This is a genomic window from Pedobacter sp. NEAU-ZC8, from assembly GCF_059278965.1.
Map to the genome: position 1 here is coordinate 26,546 of NZ_JCAJXC010000026.1, position 18,553 is coordinate 45,098.

The 18,553-nt window shown below is 45.1% G+C and carries 17 protein-coding genes; 15 read left to right on the forward strand and 2 right to left on the reverse strand.

The features are described 5' to 3' along the window. The first annotated feature begins 2 nt into the window (after positions 1 to 2). The 14 genes from ispG to AC5WJX_RS17105 all read left to right on the forward strand — a co-directional run bounded on the left by ispG (position 3) and on the right by AC5WJX_RS17105 (position 14,417). Positions 3 to 1,964: a (E)-4-hydroxy-3-methylbut-2-enyl-diphosphate synthase gene (gene ispG, locus AC5WJX_RS17040; protein WP_494485486.1), complete on the forward strand. Its 1,962-nt coding sequence runs from the start codon at positions 3 to 5 to the stop codon at positions 1,962 to 1,964. Positions 1,965 to 2,064: 100 nt separating this feature from the next. Then, positions 2,065 to 3,297 carry a glutamyl-tRNA reductase gene (gene hemA / locus AC5WJX_RS17045; protein ID WP_440431193.1) on the forward strand — a complete coding sequence of 411 codons (1,233 nt, stop codon included), beginning with the start codon at positions 2,065 to 2,067 and terminating at the stop codon, positions 3,295 to 3,297. 145 nt (positions 3,298 to 3,442) lie between these two features. Beyond that, a complete protein-coding gene (gene hemC, locus AC5WJX_RS17050; RefSeq protein WP_494485487.1) occupies positions 3,443 to 5,020 on the forward strand; it encodes a hydroxymethylbilane synthase in 1,578 nt (525 codons plus the stop codon). Between the two features lie 16 nt (positions 5,021 to 5,036). Then, positions 5,037 to 6,005: a porphobilinogen synthase gene (hemB, locus tag AC5WJX_RS17055; protein WP_494485488.1), complete on the forward strand. Its 969-nt coding sequence runs from the start codon at positions 5,037 to 5,039 to the stop codon at positions 6,003 to 6,005. Then, a complete protein-coding gene (hemL, locus tag AC5WJX_RS17060; RefSeq protein WP_494485489.1) occupies positions 6,005 to 7,378 on the forward strand; it encodes a glutamate-1-semialdehyde 2,1-aminomutase in 1,374 nt (457 codons plus the stop codon). The genes hemB and hemL overlap by 1 nt, the downstream gene beginning before the upstream one ends. A gap of 39 nt (positions 7,379 to 7,417) precedes the next feature. Continuing rightward, positions 7,418 to 8,284: a sensor histidine kinase gene (locus AC5WJX_RS17065; RefSeq protein ID WP_440431186.1), complete on the forward strand. Its 867-nt coding sequence runs from the start codon at positions 7,418 to 7,420 to the stop codon at positions 8,282 to 8,284. Between the two features lie 5 nt (positions 8,285 to 8,289). After that, positions 8,290 to 8,997, forward strand: a complete 708-nt coding sequence (locus AC5WJX_RS17070; RefSeq protein ID WP_440431184.1) for a response regulator transcription factor — start codon at positions 8,290 to 8,292, stop codon at positions 8,995 to 8,997. After that, positions 8,997 to 9,512 carry a hypothetical protein gene (locus AC5WJX_RS17075; protein WP_494485490.1) on the forward strand — a complete coding sequence of 172 codons (516 nt, stop codon included), beginning with the start codon at positions 8,997 to 8,999 and terminating at the stop codon, positions 9,510 to 9,512. Before AC5WJX_RS17070 ends, AC5WJX_RS17075 begins: the two co-directional genes overlap by 1 nt. A gap of 14 nt (positions 9,513 to 9,526) precedes the next feature. Next, positions 9,527 to 10,549 carry a uroporphyrinogen decarboxylase gene (gene hemE / locus AC5WJX_RS17080; protein ID WP_494485491.1) on the forward strand — a complete coding sequence of 341 codons (1,023 nt, stop codon included), beginning with the start codon at positions 9,527 to 9,529 and terminating at the stop codon, positions 10,547 to 10,549. Beyond that, positions 10,549 to 11,094, forward strand: coding sequence for a CopD family protein (locus AC5WJX_RS17085; RefSeq protein ID WP_494485492.1), 546 nt, complete (start codon positions 10,549 to 10,551; stop codon positions 11,092 to 11,094). The genes hemE and AC5WJX_RS17085 overlap by 1 nt, the downstream gene beginning before the upstream one ends. 56 nt (positions 11,095 to 11,150) lie before the next feature. Further along, the gene (locus AC5WJX_RS17090) at positions 11,151 to 11,720 is read left to right on the forward strand and encodes an RNA polymerase sigma factor (protein ID WP_494485493.1); all 570 of its coding nucleotides are present in this window, start codon (positions 11,151 to 11,153) and stop codon (positions 11,718 to 11,720) included. Then, positions 11,701 to 12,477 carry a hypothetical protein gene (locus tag AC5WJX_RS17095; protein WP_494485494.1) on the forward strand — a complete coding sequence of 259 codons (777 nt, stop codon included), beginning with the start codon at positions 11,701 to 11,703 and terminating at the stop codon, positions 12,475 to 12,477. Before AC5WJX_RS17090 ends, AC5WJX_RS17095 begins: the two co-directional genes overlap by 20 nt. A gap of 27 nt (positions 12,478 to 12,504) precedes the next feature. Further along, a complete protein-coding gene (locus AC5WJX_RS17100) occupies positions 12,505 to 13,338 on the forward strand; it encodes an outer membrane beta-barrel protein (protein ID WP_494485495.1) in 834 nt (277 codons plus the stop codon). 86 nt (positions 13,339 to 13,424) lie between these two features. Continuing rightward, the gene (locus tag AC5WJX_RS17105; protein WP_494485496.1) at positions 13,425 to 14,417 is read left to right on the forward strand and encodes an ABC transporter ATP-binding protein; all 993 of its coding nucleotides are present in this window, start codon (positions 13,425 to 13,427) and stop codon (positions 14,415 to 14,417) included. 5 nt (positions 14,418 to 14,422) lie between these two features. Here AC5WJX_RS17105 and AC5WJX_RS17110 read toward each other — a convergent pair whose 3' ends face one another. Both AC5WJX_RS17110 and AC5WJX_RS17115 read right to left on the reverse strand, forming a co-directional pair. Further along, on the reverse strand, positions 14,423 to 14,839 hold the full coding sequence (locus AC5WJX_RS17110; protein ID WP_440431169.1) for a hypothetical protein: 417 nt from the start codon (positions 14,837 to 14,839) through the stop codon (positions 14,423 to 14,425). Positions 14,840 to 14,887: 48 nt separating this feature from the next. Further along, positions 14,888 to 15,676 (reverse strand): 3-keto-disaccharide hydrolase, encoded by a 789-nt coding sequence (locus tag AC5WJX_RS17115; RefSeq protein ID WP_494485497.1) that lies wholly within the window; start codon positions 15,674 to 15,676, stop codon positions 14,888 to 14,890. Positions 15,677 to 15,902: 226 nt separating this feature from the next. On the opposite strand from AC5WJX_RS17115, the gene AC5WJX_RS17120 reads away from it, so the two are divergent. Further along, entirely contained in the window at positions 15,903 to 18,551 is a 2,649-nt protein-coding gene (locus AC5WJX_RS17120) for a PAS domain S-box protein (RefSeq protein WP_494485498.1), read from the forward strand. Positions 18,552 to 18,553 lie beyond the last annotated feature (2 nt).

An 18,553-nucleotide genomic window follows, 5' to 3' on the forward strand; every position in this document is an offset into this window, starting at 1 on the left:
GCATGGAAAACGTAACAACGCCGCAGGTACTTGGCGGCATATATTGCAACAGCTTAACTGATTATTCAAGATTTATTACCCGGGAGGTGTACATCGGTGATGTGCCTATGGGTGGAAACAACCCAATCCGGATCCAGTCGATGACAACCACTGATACCATGAATACCATGGCGACGGTGGAGCAAACCATCAGGATGGTGAATTCTGGTTGTGAATATGTACGGATTACGGCGCCCAGCATGAAAGAGGCGGAAAACCTGGCAAACATCAAAAGGGAGTTGCGAAGCCGTGGCTACAATGTTCCGCTGGTGGCGGATATTCACTTTACCCCGAATGCTGCTGAAGCGGCGGCAAGGATTGTGGAGAAGGTTCGCGTGAATCCGGGAAACTATGCGGATAAGAAACGATTTGAGAATATAGAATATACACAACTTGCCTATCAGGCGGAGCTTGAGCGCATTTACAAGAAGTTCAAGCCCCTGGTGAACATCTGCAAGGAATATGGTACCGCCATGCGTATTGGAACCAATCACGGTTCGCTATCCGACAGGATCATGAGCCACTATGGCGATACACCGAGAGGAATGGTGGAGTCTGCAATGGAGTTTATCCGCATGTGCGAAGATCTGAACTACTACAACCTGGTGATTTCTATGAAAGCCAGTAACACCCAGGTGATGGTACAAGCCTACCGTTTGCTGGTGGAGACTATGGTGAAAGAAGGGATGCACTATCCGCTGCACCTTGGAGTAACAGAAGCTGGTGATGGGGAAGACGGGCGTATTAAGTCGGCGGTAGGTATTGGAACGCTGCTGGAAGATGGCCTTGGTGACACGATCCGTGTGTCACTAACCGAGGATCCGGAATTTGAAGCGCCTGTTGCAAGAAGCCTGGCGGACCGCTATGCTAAGCGCCCAGTGGGCAAGGCTGCTGTGCAGGTTATTGATCCTGGAAATTTAACGTATAGTCCTTTCGAATATAACAGACGACAAACTTCCGTGGTGCAAAACATCGGTGGGCATCATCATCCGGTGGTGATGCTGGATGTGCGTGCGGAGAACCTGAAAGATCCTTATTTTCTAAATGCAGCAGGGTACCGTTACCAGGCAGGCTTAGATAAGTATAACCTGGCAGATCAGGCTGCCGATCTTGTCTTCCTAGGTGACGAGCTGCCATCATTTGCCTTTCCCGGAAACCTTCGTCAGGTTTATAACTATAATACCTGGTTGTCGCTTAAAGACAGGACCAACTGTTATCCATTGTTTCTGGCAACTGACTTTATCCAGGCAGAAGTAAAAGACCCATCCATAAATTTTCTGCTGATTAATGCCCTGCATTTTGATGAGGCTTTTATAAGGTCTTTAGGAGATCATGTGGTGTTGGTGTTAGAAACATCTGCAGAACATGGCATGGCTGAGCAACGCGCGTTCTTCAATAAAATGCAGCAAGCAGGTATTAGCCTGCCGGTAATTATCAGACGCAGCTATAAAGGGATCAGCAATGATGATCTGATGCTTTATGCTGCGACAGACCTTGGTGCTTTGTTAACCGATGGATTTGGTGATGGTATCTGGCTGGTCAAAGAAGAGGATCAGGATCTTGGCCTGGTAAACAGCACAAGCTTCGGGATTCTCCAGGCTACACGCACCAGGATCTCGAAAACAGAATACATTTCCTGCCCGAGTTGCGGCAGAACACTTTTCGATCTGCAGGAAACAACTCAGTTGATCCGTTCCAGGACAGATCATCTTAAAGGGATCAAAATTGGTATTATGGGCTGCATCGTTAACGGTCCGGGCGAAATGGCGGATGCCGATTATGGTTACGTGGGTACTGGTCCGGGGAAGATCACCCTTTATCGTGGCAAGCAGGTGGTGAAGAAAAACGTGAATACAGAACGTGCTTTGGATGACCTGATTGAGCTCATCAAAGAAGACGGAAACTGGGCTGAAAGTGGCCGATAAAATAGAACCTTTCTAAATTATTGTTAATTACAGCCTAATGACAGTGGTACAGCATCCGCTTGTTACTTTTGTTACCTAGAAAATAACACCAGAACCTACCTTGGAATATTTAAAGATTATTGCTTTCACTCACAAACAAATTGATCTAAAAGCTTTAGGTAAATTGGTGATTTGCGAGCAAACACTTGATGACCGACTTAAAAAAATTCAGGATGAATTGAACATAAAGGAGATCTTTTATGTCGGCACTTGTAACAGAGTTGAGTTTATTTTTACGACACCCGAGAAGGTTGACCGTGATTTTACGGTTAAGTTTCTGACAGTTTTGGATATGGGGCTTCCGGAAGAATACATGGAAGCATTTGTGGATAAAGTATCTGTTTACGAGAAGGTGGAGGCCTTCAATCATTTGTTAAGAACCTCTTGCTCTTTAGAAAGTCTGGTGGTGGGTGAGAAGGAAATTCTTGCACAGATCAGAAAAGCCTATGAGAACTGCAGGCTGGGTGGCTTTACTGGCGATGGTCTTCGTACCATTATGGATCGTGTAGTGAAAACCGCTAAAGAAGTTTATACCAATACAAATATTTCTAAAAATCCGGTATCTGTTGTTTCTCTTGCTTACCGGAAACTTCGTGATCTAAGCATGTGCGCCAATTCCAGGCTGCTGATCATTGGATCCGGAGAAACCAACAAAAACTTAGCACAGTACCTCAAAAAACATAAATACTCCAATTTTTCTATTTTCAACAGGACCGTGGAGAATGCGGCCTCTATGGCTGCTGACCTTAATGCGCAAGCTTATCCACTTACAGAACTGGAGAACTTCAAAGGTGGCTTTGATGTGATCATTACCTGTACTGGTGCTACAGAGCCAATCATCACAGAGGAGCTTTATAAAAAGCTGCTGAATGGCGAGAGCGACAAGAAGGTTATTGTTGACCTCGCTATCCCCAATGACACCGCTGTGGAGGTGATCAAAAACTATCCTGTCCACTACATCGAAGTGGAATCTCTAAAGGAAATTGCCCGCAAAAACATCCAGGAACGTTACGACGAACTGGTAAACGCGGAAACCATCATTGAGCAGAACATCAAAGAATTTGATCTGGTATTACGTCAGCGCAAAATAGAAATTGCGATGAGCAGTGTACCGAAGAAGATCAAAGAGATCAAGAATACTGCAATCAATGGCGTGTTTGCTGACGAGATCAGCACCATGGACGAAAACTCCAAGCTTATCCTGGAAAGGGTAATGAACTATATGGAGAAAAAATGCATCAGTGTTCCGATGGTTATGGCCAAAGAGATCCTGGTGAATAGTAACGAAATCTAAGCTTCGTCAAGGCAATTACATTATTTCTATAATATTTAAGACTATAACTCTTTTAGGTTAAATTTGTCCTCGATCAGCATGGCAGCGACATCATCTGGTGCGCATAGATCCATGTTGTTAATGCGTTATATCATATTAAATCTGAATGAAAAGACTTATTATCGGCACTAGAGGTAGTGACCTGGCTTTGTGGCAGGCCAATTATATCAAGGATAGACTTTCTGGTATTGGTGTCGAAGCTGAACTGAAAATAATTAAGACGCAGGGAGACAAGATCTTAAATTTAAGGTTGGATAAACTGGAAGGAAAAGGTTTCTTCACCAAGGAGCTCGAAGAAGAGTTGTTAAGTGGTAAGATTGATCTTGCGGTGCATTCGCATAAGGATCTTCCAACGGTACACCCCGCCGGCTTAGTTATCGCTGCAGTTCCAGAACGGGAAGACCCGTCAGAGCTTCTGCTGATCCTTAAAGATTGTGTCGATGTAACGCAAAAGCTGTCGCTTAAAACCGGCGCGATGGTTGGTACATCATCCAACCGCCGAAAAGCACAGATCCTGGCCGTAAGAACGGATTTAAACATCGAAGATTTACGCGGAAATGTTCCTACCCGGATCCAAAAACTCCGTGATGAAAACTACGATGCCATTCTACTGGCAAAAGCTGGTGTGAACAGGTTGAAGATTGACCTTAGCGAATTTCATGTTGAGGTGATCGAACCAACGGAGTTGATACCTGCACCGGCGCAAGGTGCCTTAGCCATTCAGATTAGAGAAAGTGATACCGCGCTTTATGAGCTTCTGCAACAGATTCACGATCCGGAAACTGCAAGTCAGATTGCGGTAGAACGGAAGGTGCTGAATATGTTCGAGGGTGGCTGCCATATGCCTTTAGGTTGCTACTGTAAAAAAGAAAACGGTAAGTATGAGATCTGGACCTCGAAAGCAGACGATAGTGATGCTTTCCCGGATCGCGTTTTCTTTAGAACGGAAAGCCTCGAAGGTATGGCTGAGAAGATTGTAAGTAAATACAACCCTAGCCGTAAAAAGCCGGGGAAGGTGTTTATTTCAAGGGAAATCGGCCCACATAGTTATTTCAGACGTGCTTTAGATAAGCACAACATTCAAATAGAGGACCGCTCATTGATCCGGACATTTCCGATCGTGAACATTCTTGATCCTTTTTACCTGAAAAACATCGATTGGATATTCTTCAGCAGCCGTAATGGTGTCGAATTCTTTTTTAAGCTGAAGCCTGCATTATCTAAGAAAGTCAAGTTTGGGGTTGTGGGCCGCGGTTCCGAAGATGCCCTGCGCCGTCATGGCCACCTTGCTGATTATGTTGGGGAAAGTGGCGATGTGCAGGATGTAGCTGTGGAATTTGCCGCATTGGTTAAAGGTGAAACGGTGTTGTTCCCAAGGGCGCAGGACTCGTTGCTCACCATTCCGAAAGCTTTATCTGCCGACACGAAGGTTGTAGATCTGCCGATCTATGAAACGGTGATCGCTGATGAGACGGACAAGACCTTTGCTGATGTGCTCATATTTACTAGCCCTTCGAATGTGGAGGCATATTTTAAGAATAATTTACTGGATCCGGGACAGAAAGTAATTGCTATCGGCAGTTCAACAGGGAAGAAGCTTGATGAGATGGGTGTTTCCTACATCCTTCCGTTCTCACCTGATGAATTGGGACTTGCCGAAGCTGTGTTTGGATTAGAAATTTAAAAAAGAGAGGTCACAAATGTTAAGCCGTCCTAGAAGATTAAGAAAAAACCCTATTGTCAGAGAAATGGTTGCCGAAACCAGGCTGTCGAAAGATATGTTCATCTATCCTTACTTTATTGTACCGGGAACAGGTGTGAAACATGCGATTGATGCTATGCCTGGTGTTTACCATTTTTCTATCGACACCCTGATCAAGGATGTTGAAAATGGGTTGAAATACGGTATCAACAAGATAATGCTGTTTGGTGTAGGCGATGAGAAAAGTGAAGACGCACGTTCTGCTTATCACGACCATTCGCTGGTACCTACAGCGGTAAGAGCATTGAAAAAACAGTTTGGTGACGATTTGTATGTCGTAACCGACGTATGTGTTTGTTCTTATACAACACACGGGCACTGTGGTATTATGCATGACGATTACGTTCAGAATGATGCAACGGTAGCGTTGATTGCAAAAATGTCGCTTACCCATGCACAAGCTGGTGCAGATTTGCTTGCGCCATCGGATATGATGGACGGGCGCATTTTAGCTATTCGTAATTTATTGGACAGCAATGGCTATGTAAATACCGGTATTATGTCTCACGCTACGAAGTTCGCTTCGGCGTACTATGGTCCGTTTCGCGAAGCCGCAGATTGTGCACCAAGCAAAGGTGACCGTAAAGCTTACCAGATGGACTTCCGGAATGGAAAAGAAGCGGTCAGAGAAGCGTTAATTGATGAAAGTGAAGGTGCTGATATCTTGATGGTAAAGCCAGCATTGGCTTATCTGGATGTTATTGCAGACTTAAAGCAGCAATGTGATGTTCCAATTGCGTGTTATAATGTTTCAGGTGAATTCGCGATGATTAAAGCTGCCGCTGAGAAAGGCTGGATCGATGAGCAGAAGGTCGTAATGGAGACCATGTATGCTTTTGCCAGAGCAGGCGCAAGTGTGATCACCACCTACCACATTAAAGATATTGTTGAAAATAACTGGTTATAATGTTAGAATCCTTTAAGAAAATGTTTTCCGGGAATGAAGGTGATCTGCCTGTAAATACTGGAACAAAGCCAGATATTTCAAGAGAGAAATCGGCTGAGCTGTATGAAAAAGCAAAAACCTACTTCCCTGGTGGGGTAAACTCACCGGTACGTGCATTCAAATCGGTATATGGCACACCATTATTCATTCAAAAGGGTGATGGTTGTTACGTATGGGATGCTGACGGCAACCAGTTTATCGACTTTTGTGCAAGCTGGGGTCCTTTGATCCTGGGGCACAACAATCCGAAAGTTCGTGAGAAGGTGATGGAGGTGATGCAGCATGGCATGAGCTTCGGCGCACCTACGGCCCTGGAGAATGAACTTGCCGAGCTGATCATCAAGAACAACCGTTTTGTAGAGAAGATCCGTTTTACGAGCTCGGGTACCGAAGCGGTAATGTCGGCAATCCGACTTGCAAGGGGGTATACCGGCAGAGATAAGATCCTGAAGTTTGAAGGTTGCTACCATGGGCACAGTGACTCACTGCTGGTAAAAGCCGGCTCTGGTCTGGTAACCTTCGGAGAAACATCTTCCAAAGGGGTACCACATTCATTCGCCCTGGAAACGATCGTTATTCCATTGAATGATGAGCATGCCGTTACGGAGGCTTTCGAACAATTTAAGGACCAGATTGCTGCAGTGATCATTGAAGGTATCCCTGCAAATAATGGTTTGTTAATGCAAGAGAAATCCTTTGTGCAGTTTCTGGAGAAAACCTGCCATGAGCACAAAGCCTTGTTGATTTTTGATGAGGTGATCACCGGATTCAGGATTGGATTTGAAGGTGCTGCAGCATACTATGACGTTAAGCCGGATATCGTGACCTATGGAAAGATCATCGGTGGTGGTTTACCAGTAGGGATGTACGGTGCTTCAGCGGAGATTATGGGGCACATTTCACCAGATGGTGGTGTGTACCAGGCAGGAACACTGTCCGGGAATCCAGTTGCCATGGCTGCAGGTATCGCGCAGCTAACAGAGCTGCTTCGTTCCGGTTTTTACAAGGAGTTGAATGCGAAGACAGCAGAGTTTGCAGAGAGCATACAACGGTTTGCATCTGCAAGGAGCTATAAACTGAAAGTTTTCCATGTAGGTTCCATTTTCTGGTTTGCCTTCACAGATAAAGATAAAATTCAGACTGCCGAGGATATTGATGTGGCCAGCATGGACAAGTTCAAGCAGTTCCACCGCGAGTTGCTGAATCGTGGTATCTACATCGGACCATCAGGTTATGAGGTTGGATTTGTTTCGGCAGCACATACCAAGATCGAGCTTGAAAAGGCCAAAAGAGCTATTCTGGACGCCCTGGATATAGTTTTTAGAAATAAGTAAATTAAGTGGTACATTCGTCAGGAAAATAGGTCATCCGTATTGAAAAAGTCGATCATCATATTTTATTTCATGCTGCTGTATGCCTTAGTACAGCTGATCTCCTGGGGTGCCCTGGTTATTAAACTACAGCCTTCCAGAATGGCCATGGTAGTGGGTGAGGGGGCCGTATTCGTGTTCCTGCTTGGCATTGGTGCTTATTTCCTGCACCGTTCCATCCGTAAGGAAGAAAACCTGCATGAACAACAGACGAACTTCCTGCTTTCGGTAACGCATGAGCTCAAATCGCCTTTGGCGGCGATAAAGCTTTCCCTGCAGACCATTGTTAAACGTGACCTGGATAAAGCGAGACAAACCATTCTGCTCAGCAATTCTTTAAAGGATATTGAGCGTCTGGATGATCTGGTGGAAAACATGCTGCTGGCAACCAAGATTGAGAATAGATCTTATTCTTTTCCAAAGGAGCAATTTAGCCTTTCGGATCTTGTTGTAAAGATCACTGATCGTTTACAGATACATTCCTGCGGTTCTGCGCAGATGATCAAAACAAACATTCAACCAGATGTTAAGGTAGTTGGGGACCCATTTGCTTTGTCATCTGTAGTGACCAACCTGATTGAAAATGCAATTAAGTATTCTGGTCCTTGTGCCGAGGTTTCGGTAAATCTCGGGGTCGAGAATGGTAGTCCTTTCTTAAGGGTTGCCGACAAAGGGCCAGGTATTCCCGATAATGAGAAGATGTTGATCTTCGATAAATTTTACCGTGTGGGTGATGAAAGTGTGCGCAAAACCAAGGGTACCGGGCTTGGTTTATTTATAGTTAAAGAAGTTTTGCAAAACCATGACGCTGACATTAGCGTTAAAGATAACGTACCGCAGGGTGCCATTTTTGAAGTAACATTTAGTTAAAGCATATGCCACAGAAATTAAGAATATTATTGGTTGAAGATGAAGACCATTTATTAGATGCAATAAAATTGAACCTTGAACTGGAAGGCTATAAGGTTCATGCAGTAAAAGATGGCAAGACTGCACTAAAGGTTTTCAAAGAGGAGCGTTTTAATCTGATCATTCTGGATGTAATGCTTCCGGAAATGGATGGCTTCCAGGTATGTGAGACCATCAGACTGGAGAATTCAGAAGTTCCAATATTATTCCTGACAGCGAAAAACACCAGTGAAGATCGTGTGATGGGTTTGAAAAAAGGTGCTGACGATTACTTGGTGAAGCCCTTTAATCTGGAAGAGCTTATCTTAAGGGTTGGTATTCTTGTTAAACGCAGCATGAAGTCTGATGATCTAAAAGAACTGAACTCTTACAAGATCGGTGACAAAACCATTTATTTCAACTCTTTTGAATTAAAGCAGGACGATGGGCATATTGTTCCTTTAACCAAGAAGGAGACGATGTTGTTGAAGCTACTTATTGAGCGTAAGAACGAGGCAGTTTCCAGGGAGCAGATCCTGGAGACAGTTTGGAACTACGATGTATATCCAAGTACCCGCACCATTGACAACTTCATTTTAACTTTCCGTAAGTACTTTGAGCCTGATCAAAAAAATCCGGTTTACTTTCACTCGATCCGCGGGGTTGGCTATAAATTCACAGACAATCAGAATTAATGTATAACGCAAAAGGCAGGTATATCCTGATGGCAGTGTTTTTAATTGCCTCAGCGATATGCCTGGTGTATAAACAAGAAGAACTTGCCGCTGTTGGAGCAATGTTCTTTGGCTTTGTATTGTGGAGCCATTTCAAACAGAGTTCCATCTTGCTTGCTGCGAAGTATTATCATAAGGGAGATTATGATCATGCCGAACGTGTGCTGGCCGAAGTGCCAAATCCGGATAGGCTAGCCAGAAAGCGCAGAGGGTATTACGAGTTTATGATGGGGAATATTGTTCTTAAAAAAGGCATGTTCGACGATGCCGAGCGACATTTCCAGATCGCGAGCCGGTTTCCACTTGGCGGGAAGAACGACAAAGCTTTTGTAATGATCCACCTGGCAAATCTTGCACTCCGGAAAAAAGATAAAGAACGTATGATCGCTTATATTGAGCACGCGAAAACACTCGCCGTTACGCCAAAAGCGCAAGAGATCATTCATAAATTAGACATAGAAGCAAACAAATTATAAAAACACACAGATTGATGAACACGTTATTTTTAGATGCCGCATTTTCAAAACCTACCGAGCGTCCGCCAGTATGGATGATGCGCCAGGCAGGGAGGTTTATGCCTGAATATTGGGAGATTAAGAACAAATATTCCTTCCTTGAAATGTGCAAAACTCCGGAGCTTGCTGCCGATGTAACGATGTTACCTGTAGATCTGTTGGACATTGACGCCGCCATCTTGTTTTCAGACATCCTGGTTACCGGCGAAGCAATGGGTGGTGACTTGAGTTTTACGCAAGGCGTAGGACCGAAGTTTGCAAACCCTGTCCGTACCGCTCAGGATATTGATAACCTAAATGTAGATTGTTTAGACAACCTGCAATATGTTGCTGATGCAATCAAGGTTATTCAGCAGCGCCTGAATGGTCGTATTCCATTGATTGGTTTTGCGGGCGCACCGTTCACCGTAATGAGCTATCTCGTGGAAGGCGGTTCTTCAAAAGATTTTAAGTTAACTAAACTTCTGATCCATAACCATCCTGAGCTTGCACACCGCTTGTTGGCGAAGATTGCGAAGGTTACTGCGGACTACCTAAACCTGCAAATTGCAGCGGGTGTAAATGCACTTCAGATCTTTGATAGCTGGGCGCTTGCTTTATCCTGGAACGATTATCAGGAATTCTCTCACCGGTACATTCAGGAGATTATTGCCAATCTGAACAGAAATGATATTCCTGTGATTTCTTTCTGCAAGGGCAGTTCTGTATTCGCGCCGATCATGGCGGAAGCAAAACCTGATGTGGTATCCATTGACTGGAATGCAGATTTGTTGAATATCAAAAAGGCACTACCTGCAGGGATTGCTGTTCAGGGAAATCTTGATCCACATATTTTATATGCCGATAAGCCGGTGATCAAGAAACACATCCTGGCATTGTTTGAGCGTATGCGTGGCGAGGATGGATTTATCTTCAATCTTGGTCACGGTATTATGCCCGACATTCCTTTTGACAACGTTAAGTTTGCGATAGAAACAGTTAAAGCCTTCAAATACTAATGTCAGCATACCTGTCTGTTCAATCTGTTCACATCATATTTGTGGTTAGCTGGATGGCAGGCCTGTTTTACAGTGTCCGCTTGTTTATTTATCATACGGAAGCGAATGAGAAGCCAGCGCTGGAGCGCGACATTCTGCAGCGGGAGTATGAGAAAATTGAGCGTAGACTCTGGAATATTATTACAACACCGGCAATGGTACTCACTGTACTTGCCGGTGTTACCATGCTTATTATGAGGCCAGCTTTGCTTCAGGCACCATGGATGCATGTTAAACTGGCCTTCGTAGCTGGTTTAATTGCTTATCACTTCATTTGCCAGCGTATTATGAATCAGCTTAAAGCTGGTATCTTCAAGCTGAGCTCCTTTAAACTTCGTCTCTGGAATGAAGTTGCGACCATTTTCCTGGTGGCCATTGTGTTTACAGTAGTACTGAAAAGTGCCGTAAACTGGATCTATGGCCTTGCGGGATTAATCATTTTTGCAGTCCTGATCATGACGGCTGTGAAATGGTACAAGCGCTATCGCGCAAAATATCAAAAATAATTTCAGTTGCGTGCAACCATCTGCCGGCTTTCATCATCTTTGTGTTATAAGAGATCATGAAGTTGACGCGAACCTATACCATAACCGAATTAATGGAAGGCTGTAAAGCCGGTAATCGTAAGATGCAGGAACTGCTTTATAAGCAGACTGCCTCGAAGATGCTGGCCGTCTGCATGCGCTATGCCAAAGATCGGATGGAAGCTGAGGACTCCCTGCAGCTGGGTTATATTAAGATCTTTCAAAAGGTTACTGAATACCGGGCTGATGGATCATTTGAAGGTTGGATGCGTCGCATTATGGTAAATACAGCAATTGAAAGTTATCGCCGAAACATCAAGTCGATGAATGTTGTACCTATCGACGATGCGTATGAACAACCAGCTACGGGTTTCGACTTTCATAGGCTGGGCATGCAGGATCTGATGAAGCTGATACAGAACCTGGCTGATGGCTACAGACTCGTGTTCAACATGTATGCGATCGAAGGTTATTCGCACAAAGAAATCAGCGAAATGCTTGGAATTTCGGAGGGTGCAAGTAAGTCGCAACTATCAAGAGCCAGAGCAATTTTGAAACAAGAGATTATTAAAATGGAGGGCATAAATTATGCAACATATACCGGATAATGAATTTGATCGCTTATTCAAGGATCGTTTAATGGATGCGGAAGTGCAACCTGGCAATGATCTATGGGAGCGTATCGCACCAGAGCTAAAAACAAAGAAAAAGCGTAACCCCTCTGTATACTGGGCTGCGGCGGCCACGGTGGTGGTAGCACTTTCTGCTGGTTTGCTGTTCAAGCCACAGGAAAAAATTGCCTTACATGCGCCTCAGGTATCAGTGCCGGTTGAAGCACCAGCGACAGCTGCTAGTCCGGTTGTGTCCGCAGATCAACACGCGAATGCTGAAACCCAAATCGCTGCGCCTGAGGATCAGTCCGGTTCTACTGAGGAGATCAATAATGCTTTCCTTGGTGAAAAGGTTGATGATGCGTCCAATGATTTAATCGCGGAAGAAAAAAGTTTAGTTGCCATGCAACCAGTTCAGGAAGATCTTCATCATACTATTAGAGCGGCTGAGGAACCTGCTGCTGCGATCACAACGGAAGTGGAAACAGCAATCACGGAAACTGCCCTGGCTAATAACAGTAAGCCGGTGGATTCGGAACCTGTAATAAGCTCGGCGATTAACGAAACCGCGGAAGTGGAGCAACAGACAAAGCCAAGGATCAGAAATGCAGGGGATCTGGTAAACTTTGTCGTTGATAAACTTGACAAACGTGAACAGAAGTTTGTGGAGTTTAGAACAGACGATGATGAAGGGACCTCGCTTGTAGCGATCAACATTGGACCGCTAAAGATCAACCAAAGAAGAAGTAGATAAAGAAATACACAAATAGACCAACACAAAATGAAACGACTTATTTTAACTGCATTGATGGTAAGCGGACTTGCCGGTGCAATTGCCCAGAATGTTCAGGCACAGCAGGATTCTACAGAAAAGAAGCAACAGGACACCACAGGAAAGAAACGATACAAATTTAGCGTGCAGTTTGGTGATGATGAAAGGCCCGGCCGTCGGAGCAACAGAGATACCATCAGGCACCAGGATGAAACAAAAGGGCGCTTTATGGGCGGTATCACTTTGACCAGGATTGACCTGGGCTTTTCTAAGCTGATCGATGATGGTAGTTTTAGCTTATCGCCGACGAATGATTTTCTGGATTATAAACCAGGTAAGACCAGTACCGTTTCCTTTGATGTACTGCAGTTCGGATACCGTTTCAACCAAAACTTTAAGGTATATCTAGCAGGTGGTTTCGACTGGACACTGATCCGTTTGAAAAAGGATATTACACTACAGAATGAACCACAAAACCTTACCTATATCAACGAGGATATCCACTTTGACAAAAACCGTTTTTCTAGCAGCTACGTACATATTCCTTTGAACTTTGAATTACGTACCAAAGAGAACGATAATGGCAAGCGCTTCTACTTTGTTTTTGGCCCGGAGATCGGCTTTTTGTTAAATGGAAAGATCAAGCAGATCAGCGATGAGCGCGGTAAGCAGAAGGTAAAGGATGATTATCACTTGCAGCCGTTCCGTTACGGTGGTACGGTACGCTTAGGTTATGGCAGTCTGGGTGTTTTTGCAAAATACTACATGAATGATATGTTCGACAGTCCTGCACAGAAAAACCTTCGCAACATGTCGTTCGGCGTAACCCTTGGCTTAAATTAAGAAACAATAGAACACACAAATACCCTGTAACTCCCGCTGCCTAACCTACAGCGGGATTTTTTATGCTAAAAGCTTATCTTTGTGTAGTGAATACAAGCATTCTTAGCGTAAGAAACATCTCCAAACAATATCAAACCGAACAGCTTTCAGGTATCAGCGATATCAGTTTCGACATTGATGAAGGGGAGATCGTCGCCATTATTGGCGAGAGTGGCAGTGGTAAATCCACCTTGCTGAAGTCGATATATGGATTACTATCCCTGGATCAGGGGGAAGTCCTTTTTAATGGTAGGCGGGTGCTTGGCCCTGATGAACAACTCATTCCGGGCCACAAGGGCATGAAGATGGTTACCCAGGATTTTTCATTGAACATCTATGCCAAGGTGTATGATAACATCGCCTCCATGCTGTCTAATACCGACGTGAGATCAAAGCATGACAAGACCGTAGAGATGATGAAGCACCTTCACATTGAACATCTCCGGGACAAGCGGATCACCGAGCTTAGCGGCGGTGAACAACAGCGGGTGGCCATTGCAAAAGCGTTGGTAAGTGATACCAGAATGCTGCTACTGGATGAGCCATTTAGCCAGGTCGACGCATTGTTGAAAAACCAGCTGCGTGCGGATTTAAAACGTATTGCCACGGAGACGGGAGTTACGGTTATATTGGTCTCCCATGATCCTGCAGACGGACTTTTCCTTGCCGACAAGCTCTTGTTGGTTAAAGACGGTCAGCTGTTACAACAGGGAAAACCCCATGAATTGTACAATACGCCTGAACATATTTATACAGCAAAGTTGTTGGGCAATGCCAATGTGCTCAGTGCAGCTGAGGCGTTAAAGTTGAATATTGATACTGGAGGTAAGCATCTGGTGTTTTACCCGGAATGGGTTGAGCTTGGTGCAGGTTCGTTAACATTTGAAGTTAAAGACGTTTATTACAAAGGGTTCTATGAAGAACTTCAGCTCGAAGCCATGGGCATTAAGCTGCGGAGCATTCAGCTGGCTACAGATCTTGGGCACAAAAAAAACGACCAGGTTCTGTTGAACGTTGGCCGTTTTCTTAGTATCGATTAATGTTATTACGTGATGTCAACTGATGGAATAAGTACCACCTTAACCCGGATTGGAACGGTAGGCCGTCCCGGGTTCTGCGTAGAAAATTCTGAACGCTGAATATCGATCGCTATCCCACCATTAAAGTGTTCAAAGGAATAGCTGTTACCGCTGTAAGTGTAAGGCAAGGCGATGTAGCCATTTTCATTTACCGGATGATCCAGATATACCAGAATACCTTCTACATCAACATTAAACTGATCAATCTCGGGAATCTCAAGATCCGTCGTAATGGTCCTTCCTTCATTAGCGATTACCCACTGGTTCGGCTGAATAGTTAGAATAATAGTCCTGTTTGGGGTGTCCTGGATGTAGGTGTCCTTTTTGCAAGATGCCAAGCCAAGCGAAGCAATACATAGCAAGAGTAAAAGTTTGATTTTCATTGGTGTTGGATTTATAAAGGCCTAGCAATTCTTCAGCCATAAACAATTTTATAGTTCCCGGATCCAGATATTTCTGAAACTGATCGGCTCACTTTTGTCTCCATGTGATTGTAATTTGATTGGAGATGGTCCATGTGCTTTACGGTATGCCGCTTTTCCGATGTACTGCGTAGGACCTTGAAGTTCAAAGTTGTTTTGTACAAGTACGCCGTTAAAAAATACCGTAACTCTAGCTGGTGTTTTCACTGTGCTATCAGCATTGAAAGTCGGCGCGGTCCAGATTACATCATAGGTTTGCCATTCACCTGGCTTTTTACCTGGGTTAACCAAAGGAGTAGTCTGTTTGTAAATACTTCCTGCCTGTCCGTTGGTGTAAGTCTTGTTGTTGTGTGGATCCAGGATCTGTAGTTCGTAGCCGTCATCACCTTTTCCGATGGAAGCCAGAAACAGTCCGCTATTTCCACGCGCTTGTCCTTCACCTGTGATATTTGCAGGAATTTGCCATTCCAGGTGAAGTTGGTAGTTGCCGAATGACTTCTTTGTTTCAATGTTGCCCTCACTTTTCACAACGGTAAAGCTGCCATTTGATACCTTCCATTTAGCAGGTTTACTACGGTCGTTCGTAGATACCCATTGAGAGAGGTCCTTACCGTCAAACAGAATGGTTGCGTCTGAAGGGGCATCTGTATTGGTTTTACCAGGCGTAACAGTTGCTGGTACAGGGGTATAGAATTCAGTGTCCTGAGGTTTCGCTTTTTCCTGTGCAAAGGTAGTACCCAGGGCAGCAATCATTAACGAAGTGGTGATAAAAGCGGTTTTGATGTTGAATTGGTTCATAGTTAAATCTTCAATTTGGTTAACGGTCTAAGTTATGATATTTTTTAATTGTGCATTGTAACAATGTTTACTGTACGACTGTGCAAAAGGCAAAAGGTTTATTGCGCTACACGACTGCGTTTTTGAGCACAAGGGCAACAATTAGCCGTTTCTTAAAATGTTTTTAATAATTTAGCAAGACGGGTTTGCTTAAGCGATGTTCGTGTTTATTGCCCGGGAATTTTTCATGAGAGATCAATTATCAGAGCAGGTTTATAAAAATTTATTCTACTCCAGTACATCGGCGCAGCTTATGGTGGGTGTTGACGCACCTATATTCACTATTCTGGACGTCAACAATGCTTACCTGAATACGACAAATACAAAGCGTGAGTTAATTATCGGCAGGCCAGTCTTTGAGGCTTTTCCGGACAATCCGGACGACGCTGCTTCGGCAAATGTCGAACGCTCAGCGTATTCGTTTTCACAAGCCATTAAGAACAAGCTGCCACATACCATCAGCAATTATCGGTATGACCTTCCTATTCCGGGAACCGACCGCTTTGAGGAACGCTATTGGACCACCACAAACACGCCGATTTTAGATGATGCCGGAGAGGTAATCCTGATTCTTCATACGCCGGTGGATGTTACCGAAATGGTGAAACTTGTAGGGCGTGATAAAGCCAATCTTCGGGCGCTGAAAGAACAGCGCAAGCAGCTTTACTCTATTTTTATGCAGGCGCCGGTAGGCATAGGTATCTTCAAAGGCAGCGACAATATTGTAGAGATGATCAATCCACAACTGGCGGAAATCTATGGCATGCCTCAGGAGCTTTTAATCGGGCGCCCGGTATTTAGTGTGCTCACCCATGCAAAGGGTCACGGCTTCGAGGAGAAGATGGACCAAGTAAGGCGGACCGGGCAGGCGTTTAAAGGCCATGAAGTTGCGGTACCACTTGTTCGCAATGGCCTGCAGGAGGATGTATATATTGATTTGGTGTATGAGCCTTTCCGCGAAGAAGATGGATCAATATCCGGAGTGATTGCAATTGCACGGGAAATAACGGAGCAGGTGCAGTCCAAACGCAAGTTAGAGGAAGCCGAAGAACGGGCGCGCCTAGCGGTAGATTCTGTGGGCATGGGTACTTTCGATCTGAACCTGATTTCCGGTGAAATGGTCACATCAGATACCTTCGCAAGAATTCATGGTTTTGAAGGTCCGGTAAGCCGAGAGGATTATGTGGCCCTGTTCCATAAGAATGACCTCGAAGGCAGGGCAAAGGCCATCGAGGAGTCATTGAAGACCGGGATCTTGTATTATGAAGCCCGTGTCAATCGTAAAGATGGCTCCTTACGTTGGGTGCGTGTGGAAGGTAAAGTATATTTTGAATCCGGCCTCGCCGTAAGGATATTGGGTATTACCCTTGATATTACCGAACAAAAGCAGTCAAGAGGGGAACAGAAAAAGCTCCTTTCACTGGTTGCCAACAGTGTGGACATGATGTCGATCCTTAACCTGAATGGACGGCATTCCTACATCAATGATGCGGGACGCACCTTATTAGGCTTCACTAACGATGAACAGGTGCGGAATACCCATGTGAAAGCACTATACACCCCGGAAGATTACAAGATGATGAAGCGCGAGGTGATGCCGGCGGTGATTCGTGACGGCCGATGGTCGGGGAAGATGTCGATCCGGAACGTGATCACCGGTGAATCCTTTGAAGTGTTCAACAACAGCATACGGATTGATGATCCTGAATCGGGAAGTCCTATTGCAATTGGTGCGGTGGTCAGGGACCTGCGCCCGGAGCATGCATCCAAGCAGGCACTTGAAAAAAGTGAAGCACTATTAAGAAGTATCACCACTGCTGCGCCAACAGGTCTCTGGCAGTCGGATGCAGAAGGCAATATCATCTATGTCAATCAGACCTGGATAGACTGGACCGGTATCCCTTTCGAAGCACAGTTGGGCCAGGGTTGGTTGAAGGCCGTGGTTGAAGAAGACCTGTTACGCTTGGAAAAACACTTTCAGGCGATATTTCAGACCCATGATTCTTTTGAAATCGAATATCGCATTCACCACACCGACGGCACCATACATTGGTGCGTAGCCACCGGCCGTCCGCAATATAATGGAGAGGGTATTTTCGAGGGCTATATTGGTGCTGGCATGGACATCACCGAACAGAAGTTCCTGCAGCAGCAAAAAGATAACTTCATCGGTATTGCAAGCCATGAGCTTAAGACACCTGTAACGAGTATAAAGGCATACACACAGGTGTTGGAGCGTATGCTCCGGAAGAACGGCTCCATGAAAGAAGCGCAGATGATCTCGAAAATGGACGGACAGCTAAACCGATTAACGAGTCTTATTGGCGATTTGCTCGATGTGACTAAGATCAATTCCGGCCGCCTGCAGTTCAATGACCGAACCTTCGAATTCAACACGCTCGTAGCCGAACTGGTGGAAGACCTTCAACGGACCACTCAAAACCACCTGCTAGCGGCCACATACTCGGATCCAGTTGAAGTCTTCGGGGATGAAGAGCGCATTGGTCAGGTGATTACCAACCTGATTACGAATGCAATTAAATATTCGCCCGGCACAGGCAAGATAGACATCTCCACGACGCGTGTAGCGGATGGCGTTCAGTTCTGTGTGAAGGACTACGGCATCGGCATTGCAAAAGAAAACCTGGACAAGGTGTTTGAGCAGTTCTACCGGGTAACCGGCGATATGCAACATACCTTCCCGGGCTTGGGTCTGGGACTGTACATCTCCGCGGAGATCATCAAAAGAGCGGGCGGGGAAATATGGGTTGACAGCATCGAAGGGCAGGGGGCTACCTTCTGCTTTAAATTGCCGCTCCGGAAAGCTACCCAATAAAA

Bases quoted from the DNA above. Each gene is read 5' to 3' on its own strand.
- AC5WJX_RS17075 (WP_494485490.1), top strand. From the start codon at position 8,997: ATGTATAACGCAAAAGGCAGGTATATCCTGATGGCAGTGTTTTTAATT.
- AC5WJX_RS17090 (WP_494485493.1), top strand. From the start codon at position 11,151: ATGAAGTTGACGCGAACCTATACCATAACCGAATTAATGGAAGGCTGT.
- ispG (WP_494485486.1), top strand. From the start codon at position 3: ATGGAAAACGTAACAACGCCGCAGGTACTTGGCGGCATATATTGCAAC.
- hemE (WP_494485491.1), top strand. From the start codon at position 9,527: ATGAACACGTTATTTTTAGATGCCGCATTTTCAAAACCTACCGAGCGT.
- AC5WJX_RS17115 (WP_494485497.1), bottom strand. From the start codon at position 15,676: ATGAACCAATTCAACATCAAAACCGCTTTTATCACCACTTCGTTAATG.
- hemL (WP_494485489.1), top strand. From the start codon at position 6,005: ATGTTAGAATCCTTTAAGAAAATGTTTTCCGGGAATGAAGGTGATCTG.
- hemC (WP_494485487.1), top strand. From the start codon at position 3,443: ATGAAAAGACTTATTATCGGCACTAGAGGTAGTGACCTGGCTTTGTGG.
- AC5WJX_RS17085 (WP_494485492.1), top strand. From the start codon at position 10,549: ATGTCAGCATACCTGTCTGTTCAATCTGTTCACATCATATTTGTGGTT.
- AC5WJX_RS17070 (WP_440431184.1), top strand. From the start codon at position 8,290: ATGCCACAGAAATTAAGAATATTATTGGTTGAAGATGAAGACCATTTA.
- AC5WJX_RS17120 (WP_494485498.1), top strand. From the start codon at position 15,903: ATGAGAGATCAATTATCAGAGCAGGTTTATAAAAATTTATTCTACTCC.
- AC5WJX_RS17100 (WP_494485495.1), top strand. From the start codon at position 12,505: ATGAAACGACTTATTTTAACTGCATTGATGGTAAGCGGACTTGCCGGT.
- AC5WJX_RS17095 (WP_494485494.1), top strand. From the start codon at position 11,701: ATGCAACATATACCGGATAATGAATTTGATCGCTTATTCAAGGATCGT.
- AC5WJX_RS17110 (WP_440431169.1), bottom strand. From the start codon at position 14,839: ATGAAAATCAAACTTTTACTCTTGCTATGTATTGCTTCGCTTGGCTTG.
- hemB (WP_494485488.1), top strand. From the start codon at position 5,037: ATGTTAAGCCGTCCTAGAAGATTAAGAAAAAACCCTATTGTCAGAGAA.